Source organism: Flavobacterium sp. xlx-214, from assembly GCF_013874595.1.
In the GTDB taxonomy this organism is placed as follows: domain Bacteria; phylum Bacteroidota; class Bacteroidia; order Flavobacteriales; family Flavobacteriaceae; genus Flavobacterium.
Map to the genome: position 1 here is coordinate 2,510,556 of NZ_CP059431.1, position 23,791 is coordinate 2,534,346.

General features: G+C 31.1%; 20 protein-coding genes and 1 riboswitch. Of the genes, 11 read left to right on the plus strand and 9 right to left on the minus strand.

Features of this window, described 5'->3' with window-relative positions; all coding sequences use genetic code 11:
• The first annotated feature begins 354 nt into the window (after positions 1-354).
• Positions 355-1,194, plus strand: coding sequence for a T9SS type A sorting domain-containing protein (locus tag H1R17_RS11750; protein ID WP_163431282.1), 840 nt, complete (start codon positions 355-357; stop codon positions 1,192-1,194).
• A 355-nt stretch (positions 1,195-1,549) separates the two neighbouring features.
• On the opposite strand, the gene H1R17_RS11755 is transcribed toward H1R17_RS11750, so the two are convergent.
• From H1R17_RS11755 to H1R17_RS11770, 4 genes are all read right to left on the minus strand, one after another.
• Positions 1,550-2,458, minus strand: coding sequence for a CorA family divalent cation transporter (locus tag H1R17_RS11755; RefSeq protein ID WP_163431283.1), 909 nt, complete (start codon positions 2,456-2,458; stop codon positions 1,550-1,552).
• A gap of 232 nt (positions 2,459-2,690) precedes the next feature.
• The gene (locus H1R17_RS11760) at positions 2,691-3,410 is read right to left on the minus strand and encodes a diphthine--ammonia ligase (RefSeq protein ID WP_163431284.1); all 720 of its coding nucleotides are present in this window, start codon (positions 3,408-3,410) and stop codon (positions 2,691-2,693) included.
• Positions 3,411-3,425: 15 nt separating this feature from the next.
• Positions 3,426-3,992, minus strand: coding sequence for a hypothetical protein (locus H1R17_RS11765; RefSeq protein ID WP_163431285.1), 567 nt, complete (start codon positions 3,990-3,992; stop codon positions 3,426-3,428).
• 136 nt (positions 3,993-4,128) lie between these two features.
• A complete protein-coding gene (locus H1R17_RS11770) occupies positions 4,129-6,690 on the minus strand; it encodes an adenosylcobalamin-dependent ribonucleoside-diphosphate reductase (RefSeq protein ID WP_163431315.1) in 2,562 nt (853 codons plus the stop codon).
• 394 nt (positions 6,691-7,084) lie between these two features.
• A riboswitch (cobalamin riboswitch) is annotated at positions 7,085-7,210 on the plus strand.
• Positions 7,211-7,303: 93 nt separating this feature from the next.
• Between H1R17_RS11770 and H1R17_RS11775 the strand changes: the two genes are divergently transcribed.
• Genes H1R17_RS11775 through H1R17_RS11785 form a run of 3 tightly spaced genes read left to right on the plus strand, consistent with a single transcriptional unit; the run spans position 7,304 to position 10,386 of the window.
• Positions 7,304-8,278: a ribonucleotide-diphosphate reductase subunit beta gene (locus H1R17_RS11775; protein ID WP_163431286.1), complete on the plus strand. Its 975-nt coding sequence runs from the start codon at positions 7,304-7,306 to the stop codon at positions 8,276-8,278.
• A 38-nt stretch (positions 8,279-8,316) separates the two neighbouring features.
• Complete coding sequence (locus H1R17_RS11780; RefSeq protein WP_163431287.1) at positions 8,317-9,963, plus strand: ribonucleoside-diphosphate reductase subunit alpha; 1,647 nt, start codon at positions 8,317-8,319, stop codon at positions 9,961-9,963.
• 33 nt (positions 9,964-9,996) lie between these two features.
• Positions 9,997-10,386, plus strand: coding sequence for an acyl-CoA thioesterase (locus H1R17_RS11785; RefSeq protein ID WP_163431288.1), 390 nt, complete (start codon positions 9,997-9,999; stop codon positions 10,384-10,386).
• An 80-nt stretch (positions 10,387-10,466) separates the two neighbouring features.
• Here the strand turns inward: H1R17_RS11785 and H1R17_RS11790 are convergent, their stop codons facing one another.
• The 5 genes from H1R17_RS11790 to H1R17_RS11810 are packed head-to-tail and all read right to left on the minus strand — an operon-like array spanning position 10,467 to position 16,347.
• A complete protein-coding gene (locus H1R17_RS11790; RefSeq protein ID WP_163431289.1) occupies positions 10,467-13,133 on the minus strand; it encodes a carboxypeptidase regulatory-like domain-containing protein in 2,667 nt (888 codons plus the stop codon).
• 13 nt (positions 13,134-13,146) lie between these two features.
• Positions 13,147-13,920, minus strand: a complete 774-nt coding sequence (locus tag H1R17_RS11795; protein WP_163431290.1) for a GLPGLI family protein — start codon at positions 13,918-13,920, stop codon at positions 13,147-13,149.
• Between the two features lie 15 nt (positions 13,921-13,935).
• On the minus strand, positions 13,936-14,739 hold the full coding sequence (locus H1R17_RS11800) for a GLPGLI family protein (RefSeq protein WP_163431291.1): 804 nt from the start codon (positions 14,737-14,739) through the stop codon (positions 13,936-13,938).
• Between the two features lie 15 nt (positions 14,740-14,754).
• On the minus strand, positions 14,755-15,531 hold the full coding sequence (locus tag H1R17_RS11805; protein WP_163431292.1) for a GLPGLI family protein: 777 nt from the start codon (positions 15,529-15,531) through the stop codon (positions 14,755-14,757).
• Between the two features lie 6 nt (positions 15,532-15,537).
• Complete coding sequence (locus H1R17_RS11810; protein WP_163431293.1) at positions 15,538-16,347, minus strand: GLPGLI family protein; 810 nt, start codon at positions 16,345-16,347, stop codon at positions 15,538-15,540.
• A 608-nt stretch (positions 16,348-16,955) separates the two neighbouring features.
• Here H1R17_RS11810 and H1R17_RS11815 point away from each other — a divergent pair.
• From H1R17_RS11815 to bla, 7 genes are all read left to right on the plus strand, one after another.
• The gene (locus H1R17_RS11815; RefSeq protein ID WP_163433153.1) at positions 16,956-17,936 is read left to right on the plus strand and encodes an IS110 family transposase; all 981 of its coding nucleotides are present in this window, start codon (positions 16,956-16,958) and stop codon (positions 17,934-17,936) included.
• Between the two features lie 371 nt (positions 17,937-18,307).
• A complete protein-coding gene (locus H1R17_RS11820; protein ID WP_163433092.1) occupies positions 18,308-18,862 on the plus strand; it encodes an RNA 2'-phosphotransferase in 555 nt (184 codons plus the stop codon).
• Positions 18,863-19,110: 248 nt separating this feature from the next.
• On the plus strand, positions 19,111-19,665 hold the full coding sequence (locus H1R17_RS11825) for a hypothetical protein (RefSeq protein WP_163433091.1): 555 nt from the start codon (positions 19,111-19,113) through the stop codon (positions 19,663-19,665).
• Between the two features lie 247 nt (positions 19,666-19,912).
• Complete coding sequence (locus tag H1R17_RS11830) at positions 19,913-20,512, plus strand: hypothetical protein (protein WP_163433090.1); 600 nt, start codon at positions 19,913-19,915, stop codon at positions 20,510-20,512.
• Between the two features lie 286 nt (positions 20,513-20,798).
• Entirely contained in the window at positions 20,799-21,395 is a 597-nt protein-coding gene (locus H1R17_RS11835; RefSeq protein ID WP_163433089.1) for a DUF4303 domain-containing protein, read from the plus strand.
• Positions 21,396-21,652: 257 nt separating this feature from the next.
• Positions 21,653-22,267 carry a CpXC domain-containing protein gene (locus H1R17_RS11840; RefSeq protein WP_163433088.1) on the plus strand — a complete coding sequence of 205 codons (615 nt, stop codon included), beginning with the start codon at positions 21,653-21,655 and terminating at the stop codon, positions 22,265-22,267.
• Between the two features lie 473 nt (positions 22,268-22,740).
• Entirely contained in the window at positions 22,741-23,646 is a 906-nt protein-coding gene (bla, locus tag H1R17_RS11845; protein ID WP_163433087.1) for a class A beta-lactamase, subclass A2, read from the plus strand.
• The last annotated feature ends 145 nt before the right edge of the window (positions 23,647-23,791 follow it).

Consider the following 23,791-nt stretch of genomic DNA (forward strand, 5'->3'; position numbering starts at 1 on the left):
AAAATAGTTGATTCATTATCTTTTACAACTTTAAAACAATCGTTTGACCATAATTATTTTGAGCTATAATTTATCTATATTAATTTAGACCTATTTTAAATAAAAAAGTATGAGTACTAATAAAACATAGACCATACAAGCCGTACTAACTATAACTAAAAAAGAATACAAAGTAAATTATTAAAAATCTTTACAGAAACTGATAGAAACATTATCAGTATAAATATTCAAATTACTTGAAATACACAAGAAATTTTGAAATATACTAAACAATATGTTTTTTATTTATTTTTTAAAAAGTGTAACAAGTATGGTTATTTTTAATATATTGCCGAAAATTTTTAAACATTAATCATGAAAAAAACTACTTTAATTGCATTATTTGCTTTTTTGACAACAAATTTATCTAATGCACAAATTATCGAATCTGAAAATTTTGAATCGACAGCTTTGGATCAACTACCAACTAATTGGACTACTACTACAACTACAATTCAAACTTTTAAAGTTCCTCATTTTAAAGTTTCAAATATTCATAAAGGATGTAATGATACAAAATCGGTTATTTCGAATTTATATGCTAATAATCAGGATTTTTCTTTAACAACTCCAACTTACACAAATCTAACATCGTCTGAAATAAAAGTTAGTTACCAATTACGTGCTTTTATACATGGTACATCAACTCCTGTAAGTTCTAGTTTTGGAACAATTTCTTTATTTTATTCATTAGATAACGGAACAAATTGGACAAGTTTAGGAACGGTTGATAATACAAACTTTACACCTCAAACTAACTGTCAAACTATTGAATACACTTTGCCAGCAAACAAGATTGTATCAAATTCACAATTAAAATTTAAATGGAATGCACTTTATTCAGGAACTGGTGATTATGATTTATCTTTTGATAACTTTAAAGTTGAATATTCTAAAACAACTTCTACTAAAGAACTTAATAAAAGTAAATTACAAGTTTATCCAAATCCAGTGGGTCAACAGTTAAGTATTGATTACGATCTAAATATTATTAAATTATCTGTTTTTGATTTGTCAGGAAGAAATGTTGGAGTTTATTCAAGTAACGAATCTATCAATTCAATTGATGTTTCAAGTTTAACTTCAGGAACTTATCTATTGCAGATTGAGGCTGCTGATCATTCTGAATCAACAATTAAATTTGTAAAAAAATAACTTATAAATTAAAAGAGGTTATCCTTTTCGGACAACCTCTTTTTTTTAGCCTAGATTGAAGCTGTATCCTTTTATGTAGCGTAGTGAAATATAAGTTTAGCAGAAAGTTGGAAATAGCTTCAAATAAAAAAATCACTGATGTTTATGCTAATAATCTCTAACTTTTAATTGTTGTTTGTAATTACAAACAACAATTTTTTCATTTTAGGAGCTAAAAAAGCTTTTTTATTTAAAACAACAAATTTATTAAATATTCAAGTTAATTTTAAGCCTGTTATTGATTTCTTCTATTTTATTTACGCACAATGAAACTGTAACTTACAATTTAAATCTAAAAGCTGTCATGATTAACCAACTACCATTTTTTTCTTTTAAAATATATAAAAGTCACAATGACGATAAGTGCCATCACACCTAATGTTCCATAATAACCGTATGGATATTTAAGTTCAGGCATGTTGTCGAAATTCATCCCATAAACTCCTGCGATAAAGGTTAATGGAAGAAAATAAACCGAAAACATCGCTAAAAGCTTCATTACTTGATTCGCTTTTTGATCTGATAATGCCAAAAACATTGATATTAAGTTGGTTGTTTGCGCATTAAGATGGTCAAAATCTGCCAAAACATCTTTTTGTTTGTCGATTAAGTCCATCACTTCAACGTTTTCTAATTTTAAAGCATGAAATTTGTTAATCCATTCCGAGGAAATATTTAGGATTCTTGTGTTGAGTCCAGACATTCGCTTAAGCTTATAAAGACGTCTTATTTGGTTTGTTTTATTATTGTTTTTTAAGAAAATTTCGTTCTCTACATTGTCTAGAACCTCCATTAGATGCAGGCTTTCATCGTCATACGTTTTCATAACTTGTAACGCAAGTTTCAAAGCAAGTTGATCCGGAGTAATTGTTTCCTTTAATTTAGGTTGCTTTTTAATTTTTTCAATCACTTCATGAATGCTTTTACTTTTCATTCGATGGATTGTAATGATGAGATTTGGAAACACAAACATACTCAACTTGGTACTAACATCACTTATTGTATTAAATGTTTGTCGCTCCAAGTTGGTGTTTTCTCGCATCAAAAAGAATTTTACTCCGTCTACTTCCTCATATTTTGGTAAGTGATTAGGGTCTATAGTATCTTCCAAAAGAAGATTGTTAATATCATAACGACTATGTAGCATAGCGAGGTCATCTTTAGTTGCCATTTCAACATCTAACCATTCGCAATGCTCATTTTTTAATATGCTTTCAATTGCCATAGAGGAAATCTAAATATTTTTTGGAATTATTTTTTATGCTAAAAACAAGGATTTCTAACAGTTTTAGACTATCTGTTTTTCTTATAAGTTGTAATATTTACAATAATCTATCTAACAGTTTGTTTCTCAAATCTCCTGCCTTCAAAACGTATAGTAAAACCTGAACATTCATATAATACTGAATGACAAGTAAATATATAAAAACATCACTAATTACGAATATTTTAAAATATTAATGTAAGTTGTCATTATTTTTGCAAAGCTCCGCTTGCCAATAGTTATACGTTTTGGTTTCGCCATTAGCTAACTTAATATCGTAAGAAGTTTTTACTACGTTTGAAATAGTAAAATCGACCGGATTTTTAAACAAGCCCCCCGCATAGGACAAGGTATGATATTCACCGTTTTCGCCACAAATATCAATATCTGTAGGAAAAGATTCTACCGTTTCTTCGTCTAAATCTTTGCCTATAAACGTTTTGTTTAATTGATCTGCATTGGTTACAATAATTTTTGATTTAATACCCGATTTTAGAAATTCACTCATTACTTCGCGCGAAGTTTTATTCCAAAGTGGTTCTACAACTTCAATTCCCAGTGGATTTAGTTTTTGTTCTCGATACGTTTTAATATCAGACAAAAAAATATCGCCAAAAATAAAATGTGCTACATTTTGTTGTTTAAAATGATGCACAGCTTTGCGCATTTTATCTTCGTAATTGGTTAACGCTTTATCAAACGGCACAACATAAAGTGGAATTCCAATGCTTTTAGCCTGATTTTCTAGTATTTCTAAAGGAATTTCGTGTACTGATGATTTTAATGTTTCTTCGTTTATAGTTGTTAATAACGAAACTACTTCGAACTCATTTTCTTGCAGAACTTTATAAAGTGCCAAAGCAGAATCTTTACCTCCACTCCAATTAAAAACCGCTTTTTTTAGGTTGCTCATTTTACTCTTTAATAGCTAATTAATACACGAACCAAATATAATTTTTGCCGTTACATACTGTCCTTTTAAATCTTCCAATACTTTATTCCTATCGTTGTAATTGGCTATATTGTACTGTAATCTAAATTGTAAAAAATATTTATTACCCATTAAGTAACGAACATTTACACCTGGATTTACTAAAAAACTTCCTTTACTTACATCAATATCTGCATTAGGATTGTAAAAACCTACTTCTCCATACCCTACTCCTGTAATTGCTTCAAAAGAAAAACGATTGGTTTGATAAAACTCTCTACCATAATCAAATGTTATATTTACGCAACCATACGATTTTTTGTCATTGATAATTGTTTCGTTATAACGAACCGACAAAGGTTCTTTTGTCTTCAAAAAAATCAAGTCAAAACTAAAACCAAAAGCATTTTCATTTTTTTTTAAATCAGTAGTAAAGTTAAAAAACACAGATGTTTTTAAAGGATTTGTACTTTTTGTTGGAAACCACGTACCTGTACCTAGCCCAAAATAAAGGCCATCTTTGTCGTACCACGCTTTTTCTTCTTGCGCATATAGATTTTTCATTTGAAAAAAAATCACACAAAATAATAGCACTTTATATTTCATTGCATTTTGACTTAAAAACATTGTTAAAATACTAAAACTGAAGAAAAAATGCAATAAAAAAGAGAAGTTGTTTTAAAACTTCTCTTCTTATTTTTTATCCACATTTAGATGAACCACAATCTTTACAGGTTAAACAACCTTCTTGATACATTAAATTGGTTGAATTACAGTTAGAACATTTTTGTCCGTTTGCCTCAGTTCCATCAGGTACAAATCGTTTTAATGCACGTGCAACTCCGTTTTTCCATGTATTGATTGATTCATTATCTAATTGTAACGAGTTAATTAAATCAACAACGTTTTCAATTTTCATTCCGTGACGTAAAGTTCCTGAGATTAATTTAGCATAGTTCCAGAAAACAGGATCAAAACGGTACGATAATCCTTCAATAGTCGTTTTGTAACCGCGTTGGTTTACGTATTGAAAATCGTAACGTGTGTTTCCTTTTTCGTCTTTATTTTTAATAATGAAACCTTCGTTTACCCAACGTGGAATCAAAATTCCATCTTCATCATCGGCTAAACCAGTGAAAATTTCATAAGGTTGATCCTCAATTTTACCAATAAAAGCAATCCATTTTTCTTTGTTGTTTTGGAAACGAACCACATCTGCTTCTAAAACTTGCGGACGCTTAGTTGGAAACGAAATTTCGGTTTCTGCTGAAGCTTCAGTTTTCTTTTCTTCTTTTTTATCGTTTGAAATTAAAACGCCAGAACGCGATCCATCACGATAAACAGTAACGCCTTTACAACCAACTTCCCAAGCTTTCATATACAATTGACCAACCAATTCTTCTGAAACATCGTTTGGTACGTTGATGGTTACCGAAATAGAATGATCGACCCATTTTTGAATAGCACCTTGCATTTCTACTTTGCTTAAATAATCAACATCGTTTGAGGTAGCTTTGTAATACGGTGATTTTTCAATTAACTCATTAATTTCTTCTTGCGAATAGTTTTTAGAAGAATCGATTCCGTTTACTTCCATCCACATTTTAAATTTATGATGAAAAACAACGTATTCTTCCCAAGAATCTCCTACTTCATCAATAAAATCAACACGTACATCTTTATCATTAGGATTTACTTTTCTACGACGTTTGTAAACCGGCATAAACACAGGCTCGATTCCTGAAGTTGTTTGCGATAAAATAGAAGTTGAACCCGTTGGTGCAATGGTTAACAAAGCAATATTTCTACGTCCGTATTCTTGCATATCGTTATACAATTCCGGATCGTTTTCTTTAATACGCAATGCAAATGGATTATTTGCTTCACGTTTAGCATCATAAATTGTAAAAGCACCACGCTCTTTTGCCATTTCTACTGATGAACGATAAGCTGCTAATGCTAATGTTTTATGAATGTTTACAGAAAACTCATTTCCTTCTTCAGATCCGTAACGAATTCCTAAGGCAGCCAACATATCGCCTTCTGCGGTAATACCAACACCTGTTCTACGACCTTCTTCAGCTTTTTTACGGATTTCGATCCATAAATTACGTTCAATACGTTTAATTTCAGCATCTTCAGGATCTTCGTCGATTTTTTGAATAATGGTATCAATTTTTTCTAATTCTAAATCAATAATATCATCCATCATACGCTGTGCAACAGCTACGTGTTTTTTGAACAAGTCAAAATCAAAATAAGCCTCTGCAGTAAATGGATTTACTACATAAGAAAACAAATTGATTGCTAATAAACGACAAGAATCATAAGCACATAACGGAATTTCGCCACAAGGGTTTGTTGATAAAGTTTTATAACCTAAATCGGCATAGCAATCTGGTAATGACTCATTAATAATAGTATCCCAAAACAAAATTCCAGGTTCAGCAGATTTCCATGCGTTATGAACAATTTTTTTCCATAAATCGGATGCATTTGTTTCTCTAGAAAACTTAGGATTTTGAGAAAATATTGGATATTTCTGTAAATACGTTTCATTATTACGTACTGCTTTCATAAAAGTATCATCAATACGCACCGATACATTTGCCCCAGTAACTTTTCCTTGCTCTAATTTGGCATCAATAAATCCTTCAGCATCAGGATGGTTAATAGAAACCGATAACATTAACGCGCCACGACGACCGTCTTGTGCAACTTCGCGAGTTGAGTTAGAGAAACGCTCCATAAAAGGAACCAACCCTGTTGATGTTAAAGCTGAGTTTTTAACAGGAGAGCCTTTTGGGCGAATGTGTGACAAATCGTGCCCTACACCACCACGGCGTTTCATTAATTGAACTTGCTCTTGATCAATTTTCATAATACCACCGTAAGAATCGCTATCACCATTGTTTCCTATTACAAAACAGTTTGATAATGATGCAATTTGAAACGGATTACCAATTCCTGTCATTGGACTTCCTTGTGGAATGATGTAGGTGAAATTTTTAATTAAATCAAAAACTTCTTGCTCACTCATAGGATTTTTGTACCGTGCTTCAATTCGAGCAATTTCTGATGCAATACGCTGATGCATATCATCTGGTGTTTTCTCATAAATATTACCTTGAGAATCTTTCAAAGCATACTTATTAACAAAAACTGTTGCGGCTAAAACATCTCCTTTAAAATATTCGGTTGATGCTTTTACAGCTTCTTCATTAGTATACGTCTTTTTCATTTCTAAAACCTCTGGTTCCATTTCCATAGTATCTTTTTATTAATTTTTTTCTTCACTTTTTTTGCTAATTCCTTTAAAAACAAGCTACTATTTAAAACCTGTTTTCAATGAAATCAACTGTCTAAAATTACAAAGATTTTTTAAATAAATACAACATAACAAAAAAATAACATTTAAATTTATCAACAACCGTTAATAACTACAAAATAAAGAAAGTTTACAGAAAAACAAAACTAAAAGCTTAAAAAACAGCGTTTTATATTTTTTGCAAAACAAAAAAGTTTACAAAAATCGTAAACAATTATAAATCAACACGTAAAACAATTTTAAAAATCAAACAAAAAAATAAAAATCATTATTAACAAAAAATGTTCATAACTTATGATTCTTTTTTCTTTAAAAAGTGAAATAATTAAAATACATTTGGACTATTATTTTTTACCAAAAAAGAGAATCAAGTGTAAACCTTGAACTGTTGCGCAACTGTAAGTAAGTCAGCCAACTTATGAGTCAGACCTCTGGTAAAAAAGCAATGTTGCTTTCGCACAAAAAGTAAATATCTATAAAAACTTTCCTTTATTTTGGATACGTTTCTGCAGAATTTACTTCATTGTTTCATATAAAAAATAAAGTTATGAGTATTTTCACCAAACGTATCAATTACAAACCTTTTGAATATCCAGAAATTTTAGAATTTACAAATGCTATTAATAAATCATTTTGGGTTCATTCTGAAGTTGACTTTACAGCCGATGTTCAAGATTTCCATTCACATCTTTCGCCTTTAGAGCAAGAAATTGTAAAACGCAGTTTATTGGCTATTGCGCAGATTGAGGTAAATGTAAAAACTTTTTGGGGTAATTTGTATTTGCACCTTCCAAAACCAGAATTTAATGGGTTGGGAAGTACGTTTGCAGAATGTGAATTCCGTCATTCTGAAGCTTACTCACGTTTATTAGAAGTTTTAGGATACAACAACGCTTTTGAAAAAGTAATCGAAATTCCTGCAATTAAAAAGCGTATCGATTATTTATCAAGCGCACTAAAACATTCAAAATCAGAAAACGAAAAAGACTACTTAAAATCATTAATCTTATTTACTATTTTAATTGAAAACGTTTCGTTGTTCAGTCAGTTTGCCATTATTTTATCGTTCAATCGTTTTAAAGGAGCTATGAAAAATGTGAGCAACATTATTGCTTGGACATCGGTTGACGAGCAAATTCACGCAAATGCGGGTATTTACATCATCAATAAAATTAAGGAAGAATTCCCTGATTATTTTGATACCGAAACTGTGAATGAAATCAACGAAATTGTAAAAGAATCGATTTCAATTGAAGCTGAAATTTTAGATTGGATTTTTGAACAAGGCGAATTAGATACCATTTCTAAAAGCAATCTTTTAAACTTTATGAAGTTTAGATTAGATGAAAGCATGGAAAAAATTGGAATGGAAAAAGTGTTTTTTGTTTCAAACGAAGAATACCAGCCAATGGTTTGGTTTGAAGAAGAAATTTTTGCAAACAGCTTAGATGATTTCTTTGCAAAACGCCCAGTAGAATATACCAAACACGACAAAAGTATTACAGCAAACGATTTATTTTAAAAAACATCTCCCAATCAATTATATAGATTACACGAATTATGGAAAGACTTTGGTGGCTTAACGAAGAAAGCGAACAAATATTAAACAGAGGGTATCTGTTAAAAGGAGAAACAACACAAAAAGCAATAGAACGCGTTGCAACTGCAGCTGCAAAACGTTTGTACAAACCAGAATTAGCCGAAGCTTTTATTGAAATGATTGAAAAAGGCTGGATGAGTCTTTCGTCTCCTATTTGGGCAAATATGGGAACTGAGCGCGGATTGCCAATTTCTTGTTTCAATGTTTACGTTCCAGATCACATTGAAGGAATTACGCACAAATTAGGCGAAGTTATTATGCAAACCAAAATTGGTGGCGGAACTTCGGGTTATTTTGGCGAATTAAGAGAGCGCGGAAGTGCCGTAACCGATAACGGAAAAAGTAGCGGTGCTGTTAGCTTTATGAAATTGTTTGATACAGCAATGGATACCATTTCACAAGGCGGTGTTCGTCGTGGTGCATTTGCAGCTTACTTAGATATTGACCACGATGATATAAAAGAATTTTTAGAGATTAAAAATATTGGAAACCCAATTCAAAACCTTTTTTACGGCGTTTGTATTCCTGATTATTGGATGCAAGATATGATTGATGGTGATGTTGAAAAAAGAGAAGTTTGGGCAAAAGTTTTAGAAAGTCGTCAACAAAAAGGTTTGCCTTATCTTTTCTTTACAGATAATGTAAACCGAAACAAACCTGAAGTTTATAAAGACAAAGAAATGCAGATTTACGCAAGTAATTTGTGTTCAGAAATTGCGTTACCATCTTCTAAAGATGAATCTTTTGTTTGTTGTTTATCTTCGATGAATTTAGAATTGTATGACGAATGGAAAGATACCGAAGCTGTTAAATTAGCTACTTATTTCTTAGACGCTGTAATGTCTGAATTTATTGCAAAAACCGAAGGTAATTATTATCTAACATCAGCACATAATTTCGCAAAAAATCACCGAGCATTAGGTTTAGGTGTAATGGGTTGGCATTCGTATTTACAGAAAAACAAAATTGGCTTTGAAAGTTTAGAGGCTAAAATGCTAACCAATCAAATTTTTAGCGAATTAAAAGATAAATCGGAAAAAGCATCTCAAGATTTAGCTCGAATTTACGGAGAACCTGAAGTTTTAAAAGGATACGGAAGAAGAAATACTACCTTATTGGCAATTGCTCCTACTACATCTTCATCGGCTATTTTAGGACAAACTTCACCAGGAATTGAACCTTTTAGTAGTAATTATTACAAGGCAGGTTTGGCAAAAGGAAACTTTATGCGTAAAAACAAATACCTGAAACAATTGTTAGAAGAAAAAGAAATTGACACCGAAGAAACTTGGAGAAGCATTATGTTGAATCACGGAAGCGTTCAACATCTTCCTGAATTAACACAAGAAGAAAAAGACGTTTTTAAAACGTTTAAAGAGTTAAGTCAGTACGAAATTATTTTGCAAGCGTCAATTCGTCAAAAATACATTGATCAAGCGCAAAGTTTAAACATCAACATACCATCAAACCTTGCCATTAAAGAAGTAAACCGTTTGTTAATTGAGGCTTGGAAGTTAGGTGTAAAAACCTTGTATTATCAAAGAAGTCAAAGCGTTTCAAAAGAATTTGTAAACAATTTGGTTACTTGTACAAGTTGCGAAGCATAATAAACACACAAATTACCCAATAAAATAGTTAGAATGACCTTAGAAGAAAGAATAAAAAACTCGGAAACACGTATTTTTAAAGCCGTTTTTCCAAACACAACCAATCATTACGACACCCTTTTTGGAGGAACCGCTATGCACATGATGGATGAAGTTGCCTTTATAACGGCAACTCGTTTTTCACGCCAAATTATGGTTACCGTTTCTTCAGATAAAATTGATTTTAACAAACCAATTCCTGCTGGAACCATTGTAGAGCTGATAGGAAAAGTAACCCATGTTGGAAACAAAAGCTTAAAAGTATCGGTTGAAATTTTTATTGAAGAAATGTACAACGACAATCGTTACCAAGCAATAAATGGAGAATTTACCTTTGTAGCTTTAGATAAAGATAAAAATCCTGTGAAAGTGATTAAGGAATAAAAAAGGTTTCCATTTGGAAACCTTTTTTTATTCCTATATCTCTGACTGAATTAAAGAAATATAGACATAAACGCTTCATCCTACAAACTAAACCTATATTTAGCACTTAACAAAACATAACGAGGCATTAAACGATAACTTGTGCTGCTGTAGCCTATATCGCTAACATAATAAGTGGTAAAATTTTGCTTGTTTAATAAATTATTTCCACGTAAACCTAGCGTCCATTTATCACCTTTTAACTTGTAAGTAGCTTCAACATCTAAAAAGGCATGGTGGCGTTGATTTTTTTCTAAACTACCAAAATAATAATACTCGGTTACTGCTTTTACATCAATGCGTTCATCTACTTTATAAAACACATCTAAAAAGCTAAAGCCGTTGGTGTAATTATTTTTATAATTGGGTGCTTTAACTTCAGAAAATGTCCATTCGGTACCTATATGAAAGTTAAAAGGTATTTTAAAATTGCTGCGCCATTCAAAATTATATCGCTGATTATTAAAATTATTTTTACGTAAACCAGAATTGTTCACTTCGTTGAAAGAGGTAGACATAGCGTAACTTCCTTCTAACTTTACATTACTTTTTAACTTGCGAAAATAAAAGTTCGAAGAAAAACTTGCCCCATAAGTATTGCCTCCTTTTATAAAAACACTTTCAGATAGCGAACTATTTTGCTCGATTAAACTTCTGTTGGATAAAACATTGCTTTGTTTACTGTAATTTAAATTAAACGAGAAACGGTAACGGCTCAAGTAATGACGAATGCTATACCCTAAGTTAGCTATTTGGTAATCAGTCAATTTAAAAGCGCCCAAACCTTTTGAAAAGGAACGTGACGAGGTTAACAAATAGGTATCGTTTACATCTACAAACGAGGTATTATTAAAGTTAATCATATACGAACCATTAAAAACATGAGTTGGCGTAACATCCCACGTAAAAGATGCCGAAGGATTTACATAAAACGGATTTTGCTTTTTGTTGGTGTTTAAAGTGGTAAACTGATTAAACAATTGATGTGCTTCGGCACGACCTGTAACTTTAAAGGTGCTCCATTTCCACGTATAACCACTTTTTGCATAAAAATCGCCTAAGGTAAACGAACTATCGGTTTGAAAATTATTAGGACGAAAAGCTACTGCATCACTAAACAAACTAAACATCGTATTCATGGTTTGTTGGTTATGTGTATACCCTACCTGAAATTCAATTAAATCATCGTTTTTTTGTTTTAGTTTAAAATCGGCTTCTAAACCGGCAAACGTTTTATTGTTTTTAATGTCATTATTCATAGCATCGGCATCAAAAGCAAATAAATCGCCCATTAAATAATCGTTGATATGATAAGTTTGAGGCATTTTGTTTGAAAAGAATCTACCCTTTAACAACACCACGTTTTTATCTTTCCATTTGTGGGTATAGGTAAGCTTTTGATCGAAAAAAGTATTCTTTGTGGCTAACTTTTCTAAGGTATTGGTGCCGTTAAAAGTTAAATCGTTGGTGTTATTGGTAGTACCTTGATTGTAAACCGAACTTATTTGCAGCATTTGTGTTTTAGAAACATCGTAAGTAGCCAACAAATTAACATATCCTGTTTTTAAATGACTTTTATATTGATTGCTTTCGGAGTTTTCAAAATACGTTTCGCCTACATTGGTAACACTGTAATTATTGTTAAAGGCATAATTTTCATCACCACCTAAAAAACCAACTACTTTTAATTTTAGTTTGTTGGTAACAGGCACAATGGTACTTAACGAAACATGTTCGGCATTGTTAATACGGGTTCTATGGTCTTTTAACTGCCCAGCGCTGCCACCACTTAACCCCATTAAGGTAGATAATTGACTGCCGTTACCAATAGATTCTACCTCGTAATTGTTGTAAAACATACTTTCTAACGAGCCAACCCTATCCATACCCACATTGTTTAAACCATAGGTTAAAAAGTTTTTATACTTTTTGCTAAAGTTCATTAAGTTGCCCGAAACATCGTAACGGTTTTCGCTTACCAAACCATAACCTGCAGAAATATCGCCAAACCACAAGTCTTTATAAGCTTCATCAACCGTTAGGTTTAAAGCTACTTTGTTGCTTTCTTCTACCCCTTTTAACAATTTGTTATTGCTGTAATTACGCAATACCTGTACTTTATCTAACGGTTTGTTGGGCATGTTTTTAGTAAGCAAGCTATACCCCCGGTTAAAAAAATCATCACCATCAACCATTACCTTTTCAATTTCGGTGTCTTCAAACTTAATTTTACCATCTTTTTCAACGGTAATACCTGGTATGTTTTTTAATAAATCCTCTACCACTACTTCACGCCCCGTACTAAAAGCTTTGGCATCGTACACCAAAGTATCACCACGCTGTTGTATGGGGTTATCAATTTCTATCACCAAATCTTCTAACAGTTCGTTGCTTTCTTCTAGGGTAAACGTAAAGGCATATTCTTTTTTATCTTTGGTTATGTTTAATGGTTGTTGCTGTTTATTAAACCCCATTTTATTTACCTCAACCACAAAGCTGCCTTCGGTTTCGGTAACAATATTGAAAGCACCTTGTGCGTTGGTAAAACCAAATTGTAATATGTTATCGTCGGTATTTTTTATTAAAACCGATGCATTGGCTACAGGTTCTTTATTTACGTTAACAACCGTACCTTTACAAACGGTTTGGGCTTGTAAAGAAAAGGTTGCAAATACGAATAGTAATAAGGTTATAAGTGTTTTTGGCATGTTTTTTATTTTTTTACTTTTTAGCTTCTTCTTCCCATTCGTATACGCGTTCTAAACCAAATCTTCCTATAACAGTACTGGTAACTTTTACATTTCGATCATTTAATTGTGCCGTAAAAGCATCATCCGCCTCCTTACCCTTTTTAAAATATTCCTGTAAAGTAATCTTTGCTAATTTTTCTGAAGGAAAAGGTACATCTCCAATTAGCTTCTCTACTTTTTCAAGTTTAAACACAACACTTTTATCAGTATCAGTAGCTTCTACAATTAACCCAGGTAAGCCATACCATTTCCAAGGACCAGCATTTATAGGAATATCGGGTGTAAACCATGCTTCAAAATTGTTGCCTCTAAAAGTAGTGGTAGCTTTATAGCACGTAAAATCATTAATTTTCTTGGTTTCATTGGTTATGATCCACTTATAATTTAATTCATCTGTAACTAAAAAGAATTTCTTTCTAATATCTCTAATCATTTCTATTTTATTTTTAGCATGATCTACCTTTATATATTCATCAGGGAACTTACTGTAATCTGTAGAACCACTTCCTGATTTCCAGACTGTAGCTCCATTCTCATTAATATAAGTAGTATCTTTAATTACTTTAATAGGCACCGTAGATGTAACAATATCGTGCATTACTGTTGCTTGGCTTTCTTTTACATATAAAACAGCATCTCTTTTACGATTACCTTCAAAACGTTTGTAAGTAATTTTGTAATCGTTTGTTTGTGCAAATACCATTTGGTAGCAAAAACATAGTAGCACTAAAAGTATTTTGTTCATAGTGTTTTTATTTAGTTATTGTTTTTTAGTTTCTTCTTCCCATTCATACACTTTTTCTAACCCCCCACGTTTATAGTTAGAAGTTACAGTTGTATCTCTACCTAAAGTACCACCTAAAGGATTTCCAAAAAAATCATCTTTTTCAATAACAAAATCTTTTAGCGTTGTTGTTTTTAATTTTTCAGAAGGAAAAGGTATTTCTTCAGTTAGTTTTTCAACCTTTTCTAATAAGTATATTTCTTTCTTTTCAACATCATGCACTTCAACAATTAAACCAGGCAAACCATACCATTTCCAAGGACCTGCATTTATAGGAATATCGGGTGTAAACCAGGCCTCAAAGTTATTCCCTCTAAAAGTAGTAGTTGCTTTGTAACATGTATAATCTTTTATTTTCTTAGTTTCAGATGTTATTTTCCAAGTATACTTCAACTGATCATCTTTAACAATAAAACCACGTTTTGTACCTATATAATCAATGGCTACATTTTTATTACTCTGTTGATCTACTTTCATATAATTATCAGGAAAAACGCTATAATCAAATGGTTTACCCTTTTCTGCACCGCTTCTTATAATAACGGTACTACCATTTGTAGGCTCAGGTAGTTTAGGTCGTTCTTTTTCTTTTAAAACAACGGTTGATGCCATTAAAGTATGCATTACTGTTGGTTGGTTTTCTTTTACATACAAAACAGCATCTCTTTGTAATTTATCACCATAAGAAAGAAACTGTTTGTAAGTAATCTTGTAATCATTTGTTTGCGCAAATACCATTTGGCAACAAAAACAAAGTAGTACTAAAAGTGTTTTGTTCATAGTGTTTTTATTTAGTTATTGTTTTTTAGTTTCTTCCCAAAGAAACTTTATAGGAAATTCAAATTTTGTTTCGGTTGTTAAAAAACTTTTCTTTTCATAAGTAACAGTTGTTCCCCTTGGTAAATCAGCTTCAAAATTATTGTAAAAATCATCTTGTAACATTAGATATTCTTTTAATGATAATTCTTTATGAACATCTTTTGTTGGAGGTGTACAAATGGTACATGTTTGATTATATTCTATTTTTTCAGCTTGAAAAAACATTTTACCTTCTGTATCTTTTGCTTCTAAAATTAAACCAGGTAACCCATTAAGCTTCCATGGTCCAAAACTATAGGGGATTGATGGGGCATACCAAACTTCCCATGTTTTTCCACGATAAGTTCCCAAAGCCTTTTGTACTTTTACATTTTGTAATTCTTTAGATTCATTGGTTAATTGCCAGTTTATTTCAGGAAATACATCACTTACCTTATAAACCTTACGAGCAAAATCTTCGTATATACTAATAGATTTATTGTTTAAATTAAGGAATATATAATCATACGGAATTTTACGGTCAATACTTGCATAAACATCTGCAACAGGCACTTCTTTTTGATTTTTATGCAAAGCTTCACTCTTAAAATCTCTAATTAAAGTAGATGTATTGTTTTTAGTATCTACATAAAGATATAAAGGAGTAATGTTTGTATAATCAAAATTAAACGTTTGTTTATAACTAACTTTTATACTTTGCGCAAACATTATTTGGCAGCAAAAACAAAGTAGTGCTAAAAGTGTTTTGTTCATAGTGTTTTATTTTTTAGCTTCTTCTTCCCATTCGTAAATAAGTTCCTGACCATAACGTGTTTTTACTTGTCGTTTAATAATAGCTCCTTCATCTCTTTCAATTTGCAAAGGCGCAGTAACAATTTCATCACGTAAAGCAACAAAGCGCTGTAGACTCACTTTTTCTGCAACAGGTTCGGTAATTATTTCGGTAAGTTGTTTGTTTAGCTTATCATCCTTTTTAAATTCAATTTTAATAGCATTGTAATTGTAACGTTTGTTAACATCATTAGCTTGTATTATTAAACCAGGTAAGCCATGAAGTTTCCAAGGTCCGTACGGATAAGGTAAAGAAGGCGCATACCAAACTTCCCATTGCATTCCTCTAAAAGTAGTAGTTGCTTTAAGGCATTCTATATTATCAATCACCTTTTTTTCTTGGGTAAGTTTCCATTTTTGCTGGGCATCATCGGTAATTAATAGCCATCTATCTCTCACCACTTGCTCCATATATTGTATTTTATTAGTACTTCTATCAAATTTTATAAAACTGTTATACTTTATAATAGGTATTATTGTACTTGAATACCTATTTGTACCCGCATTTTGCCTATCTAACTCGGCTTGTTTTATATCATTCTCAATTCTATCCTTTTTATTATTGGTAATTAAATCATCTTCATAAAGCGAAGTTTCGTCATTGGCATACAAATAAGATGTACGTTCTATTTTTATAGCATTATCAAAAAACTGATGATACACTACGGTAATTTCGTTGTTTTGTGCCCAACTAATTTGGCAACAAAAACAAAGCAGTAATAAAAGTGTTTTATTCATAATGTTTTATTTTAGTTATTATTGTGTTCTCCCTAATATTTAAGTTCTATTGATTCTATTTTATACATGCTACTCATGCTTATTTCCCACCTTTCTATAGAAGCATTAATGACTTCTTTCTTTTTTCTTTAGCAAAAAGCTTTTTTTGCAAGACATTTTTCTAATAAGAATATGCAATAGTTTAATAATACATACCTACTACTTAATAAAACAACAATATACTAGTAATATTAACAAAAGAAGAATGAAATTACTTGTTTTTTGTAATTTTAACTTACAAGGTATCCCTACTACCCAGCTTCTCTCATTTATTTCTAATTAAAAATTCTCTTTTGTATATGATCATTATCAACTGAGGAACTAGGCTTCGACGCCGCTATTAGATTTGTATTCAATAACTTTAAGTAGTAACAAAGAAAATAAATCTGAACAACCAGAGGGAATAGGAGAACTAGTTCGACTCTTAAACAGTAGGTTTATACTGAGCATTAGTCCTATTTTCCTCTTTGGTTTATAGTACCATTTAGAATGTTAAGCATCAAGGCTTATTAATAGCGTTAGCAATAAAACCAATTGGTTGCCAGAGTTATTTTCCTAAATCTAAAATTATGAAAAAAAATGTAATTGGTGTTGACGTATCCAAAGATACACTTGATTATTGCATCTTAGATGTAGAAAATCATTCAAAAATTGGTAAAGGAACCATTGCTAATGAAGAAAAAGCTATTCTGAAGTGGTTACGAGAGTTTGATGTTGAAAATACAATAATCAGTTTTGAACACACAGGTCACTACGGAGCCCTATTAGCTTGGGTTTTGGAAGATTCAAAATTTGTGTATTATATAATCAATCCTTTAGATCTCCAGCGTTCGTTGGGTATTCAACGTGGAAAATCTGATGTTGTTGATGCTTACAGAATCGCAGAGTATACCATTGGGAATAAACATAAGCTAAGCCCATTTAAACTCCCAAGTGAAGGTTTGAGGAAATTAAAAGTCTTAATGACAGCTAGAGAACGTTATGTGAAAATTGCTGTACAGATTAAAAACAGTTTGAAAGCCGAAGAGATTTTAGCAACGAAAGTGGATATAAAAAAGCTAATTAGGCTTGAAAATCAACAATTAAATGTCATTGAAAAAACAATCAAAGCTTTAGAAAAAGAAATGATGGATATCCTAAAATCTATAGATGAATTACAGCTTTCGTACAAAAAAATTACTAGGATAATTGGTGTAGGTCCCATTACAGCATTGAAATGCATTATTGAAACAGATAATTTTATGAAGTTTACTGATGCGCGTAAATTCAATTGTCATTGTGGGTTAGCACCGTTTCCATATCAATCAGGAAGCAGCATAAAAGGTCGGACTAAAACACATTTTCTCAGAGATAAAACCCTTAAGACTATTCTGTTTAATGCAGCAGGATCTGCTATACAACACGATCCTCAATTAAGAAACTATTATCTCGATAAAATTGAAAAAGGGAAACATAAACTAACCGCTCTTAATGCAGTAGCAAACAAAATTGTACTTAGAATATTTGCTGTCGTAAAAAGAGAAGAGCCTTTTGTGAAATTAACTACTTAAAAATTTGCTTTTATCTTAGAATGCTCAGTGCAAGAATGTAAAGTATAAAAAGTTGAGAAATTTATCCTCCGCTTCTTTTATCTCATTGTTATTATTTTTTACTTGTTTCGATGAACTTACGTTTCATATAATCTTTTTTCTTAATTTAGACAATCTGAAACCTAACGAAGTGGTTCGACGAAGTCAAAAAGCATCGGCTACACGCAGTCAAAATTGAACTTTCAGCCCAATTAAGCCCGCAATTGGCTTCGCCTAATTTTCAATTTGGCTTCCGCTTAATTTTCAATTTGGCTTCTGCCTAACCTAAAGGTTTAGCCAATAATTTTTTCCGTTAGCTGTAATTATTAATACAAACCTCAAACAAAAGTTTAATGACTAAAGAAAAAGAACTTACTGATAAGAGTAAATTTTTAAGTTTGGTTTTGCGACACCAACCTGAAACTATTGGAATCAAGCTTGACGAAAATGGCTGGACTGATGTTAATTTATTAATTGAAAAAGTTAATCAAAGCGGAGTAAAACTAGACAAAAGTACTTTGATTGAAATTGTCTCTACAAATTCTAAAAAAAGGTTTGCATTTAACGAAAATCAAGATAAAATAAGAGCAAGTCAGGGACACTCAGTAAATATTGAATTAGGATATATAAATCAAAAGCCACCAAGAATATTATTTCATGGAACTAGTGAAAAAAATGTTGAATCAATATTAAAAATAGGACTTGAAAAACGTAATAGACAACATGTACATTTAAGTAATGATATAGAAACTGCTTTAAAAGTAGGTCAAAGACACGGTAAACCAATAATCTTAGAAATATCAACTGGAGATATGTTCAAGGATAATTTTACTTTTTTTATTTCTGACAACAATGTTTGGCTAACTGATAATGTTCCTAATAAATATGTAAAAATTCATAAGACGTAAAAATAACAGCAGGTAACATTGGTTTTACTTCGTATAATTCACTTCGATCGGGTGGTAAAAGGCTGGTTTAGTGCTAATATCTAGCTTATTTTTTTAAGTCGGAAAAGCCAATTATATTGGCATTTTTGTTAAATTAGCAAATATAACTAGCTTTTGCTTCGTTTTCGGTTAAATCGAATTTCTTGTCTTCGTTTTTTCTACGTCAGTTCGCAAAGCCCCGAACCGTTAAGCATCACCTTATAGAAACTATGCAAACAGAAGATCAATGTAAACCAAGCCAACGATTTCTATTTGCCGATGAATACTTTTCGGACAAAGCAATTACTATTTGGCAATCTGAATGTATAAAACGTTGTAAAGACAAACCAAAGGGACAGGCGTATGAAAAGTACATTAAATGGATACGAAAAGAAAATGAAATAGCTGTATTTACCTTGTATGCTTATGCAGACTTTGAAATTCCTAAAAAATTTGACATCATTTTTCATTTGGACAACCCCAAAGACTTTATAAAAATAGATTATGAACTAACTCAAAGTATTCACGAAGCTTGGTTTCCATTAAATACGGTTGACGCTGGGCATAAACATCTTTGTGTTTTTACATTTGATAAAACTATACCTAAAATATTTAATACTTTACATAAAGGAAACGAAAAGTTCTCAACTTCACCCAAAGGACAAAAGTTACTCGGTTTTTGTAACTCAAAAGACTTTGACGATATAAAAACAGGAATTGAAAAAACACTTGAATTGAGAAAGTTATACGGTGAAAATTGGTCGAAATATAACAATGAAGAATAAAAAGGCGAACGCGCAACAAGCCGTTTTAAGAAAGAGCGGGGTAATAGGCAAAAAACAAAGTTTTGGCTCTCCCTGGCGCAAAAATCGTTTGGATTTTTCTTTGGTTTCCTTAATTTAGCAAAAAACAAAACGGTTTTTCTTTCTTCGGATCCAAAAGAAATCTACGGCTTTCTTTTCCGTTCCTTCATAAAGCCGCCGAGACGTTGTACAAAAGCATTTACAAACTCTTGATAGTAATTTAAATTCAATGAGCGAAAGAAAATCAACAAATTTTAATTGGGAGTTGTATCCAAACAAAGGTTTTGGAAACATTCCGTTTGGTTTGAACATTTCACAAATAGACTTTATTGAAAATACACTTGGAAAACTCAATTCGCTTTACAATCCATTAAATTCAAATTCAGAAACATATGAATTGTTAAAAGGCATCGTTTCTGATGAGGAAATTAAGGAATTGATGAAACAAATGGAGGATATAAATATTGATCAAAATGTAAAAATACAAGAATTTAGCAGTTTGAATGGAATGAAAATATCTTTTGAAGATGAGCTATTAACAGATTTTTTTGCTACCGATTTTGTTACAAATCTTCACTTCCAAAGTATTCCTATTTTTTCTTCTAATCCTTTGTTTTTAATAAAAGAAATAAGCACTATTTTATCTGAAATTCCTTTGGCTAAAGGAAAAGAAATTATTTTTCCAAAGAACCATATCTATCTTTATGATTTTCTAAATGAGGATGGGCATGAAACATCTCACAAAGAGAGAACTGTAAATTGGAGAAATGCTAGTAGAATTTTAGGTGTTAGTATAGACGATTATAAAGAACTAAATCTGTATCTCTAAAACGCCTTAGTACAACATACTATTTACTTTGTACAGTTCGCTTTACTCAGGGTAGTAAAACCCAACGAGGTGGTTCGATGAAGAATGAAAAAGTGAATTGAAAACCTTCTCCTATTTATCCACCATAAGCTGTTTGGTTTTGTTTTTTTATTAAATTTACTAAAAGGCTCAGAGCTTTGGCTCCATTTTATGTGAATAGAACTTTCACTCAATTTAAGCCCACACTATCGCCAAACCACGATCTGTTAACTGTAATTATTCGCCAACAATTTATAATAAGGAAATAATGAGTTCTAAAGAAAAATTTTTCGAATTTAGTTATGAAAAACTAAAAACAGCAATAGAAACAATTTCAAGCGAAGATGCAAATGATATTTATGCGCTTTCATTTTATTTTTATGCGGAAGATGATGATGGCAGATATCCAACGATTGAAGTAAGTTTTAATACGAACAATCAATATAAAAATGAAATTGAAAATGCATCTAGTGAAACTGAAGCTAAATGGAATTACGCATTTTGGTTACAAGAAGAAATCGAAAGAATTGGAGGTGAAGATGATACATTTTTAGCAAAATGGTTTAAAGAAACACCCTATTATTATTCAGAAATTGAAAATGAAAAAGCGGAAGATGATGATGAATTATTTGATAAACTATTGGAAAAAGGTGAAAAATTTGAAGAAGAATTTGTAGAAGAAATTTTGAAAATAATACAAAAATTATTTACTCAAAGAATTATATTCAATAAGTTTGGAAAAGATATTCCAATTTTGGTACACGAACTTGAATACTATGACAAACCAATTAATTGGACAAAAAAAGCAAATAAATTTGAGTTAATCAAGGAATTTATTAACGCATTTGAAGAAGGAAAAATTTAACTGCAGCTAACATTGTATTTACTTTGTACAGTTTGCTTCGATTGGATGGCAAGATGCGGAATGATGGAGTGAATTTAAACCCCGCTCCTATTTATCCGCCGCTATTTTTCCATTCACATTTTTTCTTAATTTAGTTCATGGAAAAAAAATTGGTTACGTTTGGTGTGAACTTGAACATTTGTTCAAATTTAGTCTCAACTTCGCTATTACTTTTTTCCATTACGTGACATTTTATAAAAACAACCCCATAAATTATCATGAGTTTAGAAAACGAAATATTTCAAAATTGCCCTAATTGCGGGTCTGAACAAAAAGTACGTTATTATCAATCTGTGAATATAACCTTACAACCCGAATTAAAAAATAAAGTTTTATCTGGTAAATTAAATACCAATACTTGTTCAAATTGTGATAAAGAAATAGATCTAATTTCAGGATTTCTTTATCATGATATGCAAAATAGAATAATGTTAGAATTGGCGTTTGAAGACGGCAATGATGACAGTGGAAAAAATGAAATAATTAACAATTTGATACAACAAGGTTATATTTATCGTAAAACAAATGAATATGGAAGGCTAATTGAAAAAATTAATATTTTTGATAATAAATTAAATGATTTAATTATTCAAGACATTTCAATTAAAATGAAAGAAATGTTAGATGAATCGATTAAAAATGTTCAAGAAGAAAATGAAGATTTCAATTTTACAGTCATTTTTAATAAAATGGAAAGTGGCTTATTCAAGAAAAAGATTTCATTTCATTGTTTTTCTCACCCTAGCCAAATAATGGAGATAAAGTATGATTTGAAAAATTTAAATTCAACAGATAAAAAGAATTTGCATAATATCGATGTATTAAGAAGTTAAAAACTTCGGCTAACAAGGGTAACCGTTTCACAACTCCCAATTTTGAAATATTAATTGCAAATTACATAAAACAAAACCTCTTTAAAACTGCTCTTAAAGAGGTTTTGTCTTCTTATTACTATTGAATTATAAAATTAGGATGGCTAAAAATAACTGTCTAAAGTTTAAAATATACTTGTCTTAATAAAGCGTAGTTGTTCCCAAGCCTAAAGTAAATAACTTGGGTTAAAACACTAGTAATTTTGTAAATAAAGCGTAAATACTTATGTGTGAATCTTCACTTTTCATTGACTTTTTTATACTTTAGCAAATAGAAATTGGCTTTTGCTTACTGTGACGCTAAATTGAAAGTTCCATCTTTGATTTTACTATCTCAGTTTGCTTTGCTTGTGTTCGCTCCTTCTCAAAGCCTCGTAACATTAGTAGTCATTTTAAAAAATGAGACATCTTAAAATAAGTTAATTGACAAAAAAATGAAGAAACTGTTTCAAATTACACCTTTACTTTTTTTATTTATAAGTTACCAAACATTTGCGCAAACCACAAATGAATTGAAACAAAAAATACAGCAAATTATTTGGACAAAGAATGTAGAAGTTGGCGTTGCAATTAGTGGAAATAACAATAAGGATACTTTATCAATTCATGGAAATGATCGCTTTCCATTACAAAGTGTTTTTAAATTTCATATTGCAATAGCCGTATTATCTGAAATTGATAAAGGAAACCTTTCATTCAATCAAAAAATAAAAATTGAAAAGAAAGACCTGATACCCAATCTTTATAGTCCGATTAGAGACAAGTATCCTAATGGAACAATTCTGCCCCTCTCAAAAATTATTGAATACACTGTTTCTCAAAGTGATAATGTAGGTTGCGACCTTTTATTGAAACTGATTGGAGGACCTAAAGCAGTTGAAGAATACTTCATAAAAAATGGTATTAAAGATGTATCTATAAAAATTAATGAAGAGGTACAGCAAGCAAACTGGGATTTACAATTTGAAAATTGGACAACACCAAAAGCGGCAAATGAGGTCTTATCAACATTTTATTACAACCATGCTAAACTACTTTCTGAAAAAAGCTACAACTTTCTTTGGAAAACTATGAAAGGAACCGAAACAGGTAAAGCAAGACTAAGAGGACAGTTACCAGAAAACACTATTGTAGCACATAAAACAGGTTCTTCGGGAACAAACAAAAATGGCTTAACAGCAGCTGTAAACGATATTGGAATTGTATTTTTACCTAATGGAAACCATTATTTCATTAGTATTTTCTTAACAAAATCATATGAAAATGATGAAACAAATGAAAAAATAATAGCAGATATTTCAAAAGCAACTTGGAATTATTTCTTAAAAAATCAGAAATAAAACAACGAACCACTAACATAGTATTTATTTTGTACAGTTTGCTTTGCTAAAGTGGTAAAACCTAACAAAATGGTTCGACAAAGTCAAATGCTGAGTTACACGTGGGTGTTGCTCAGTACAAGAATGTAAAGTAGAAAAAATAGAA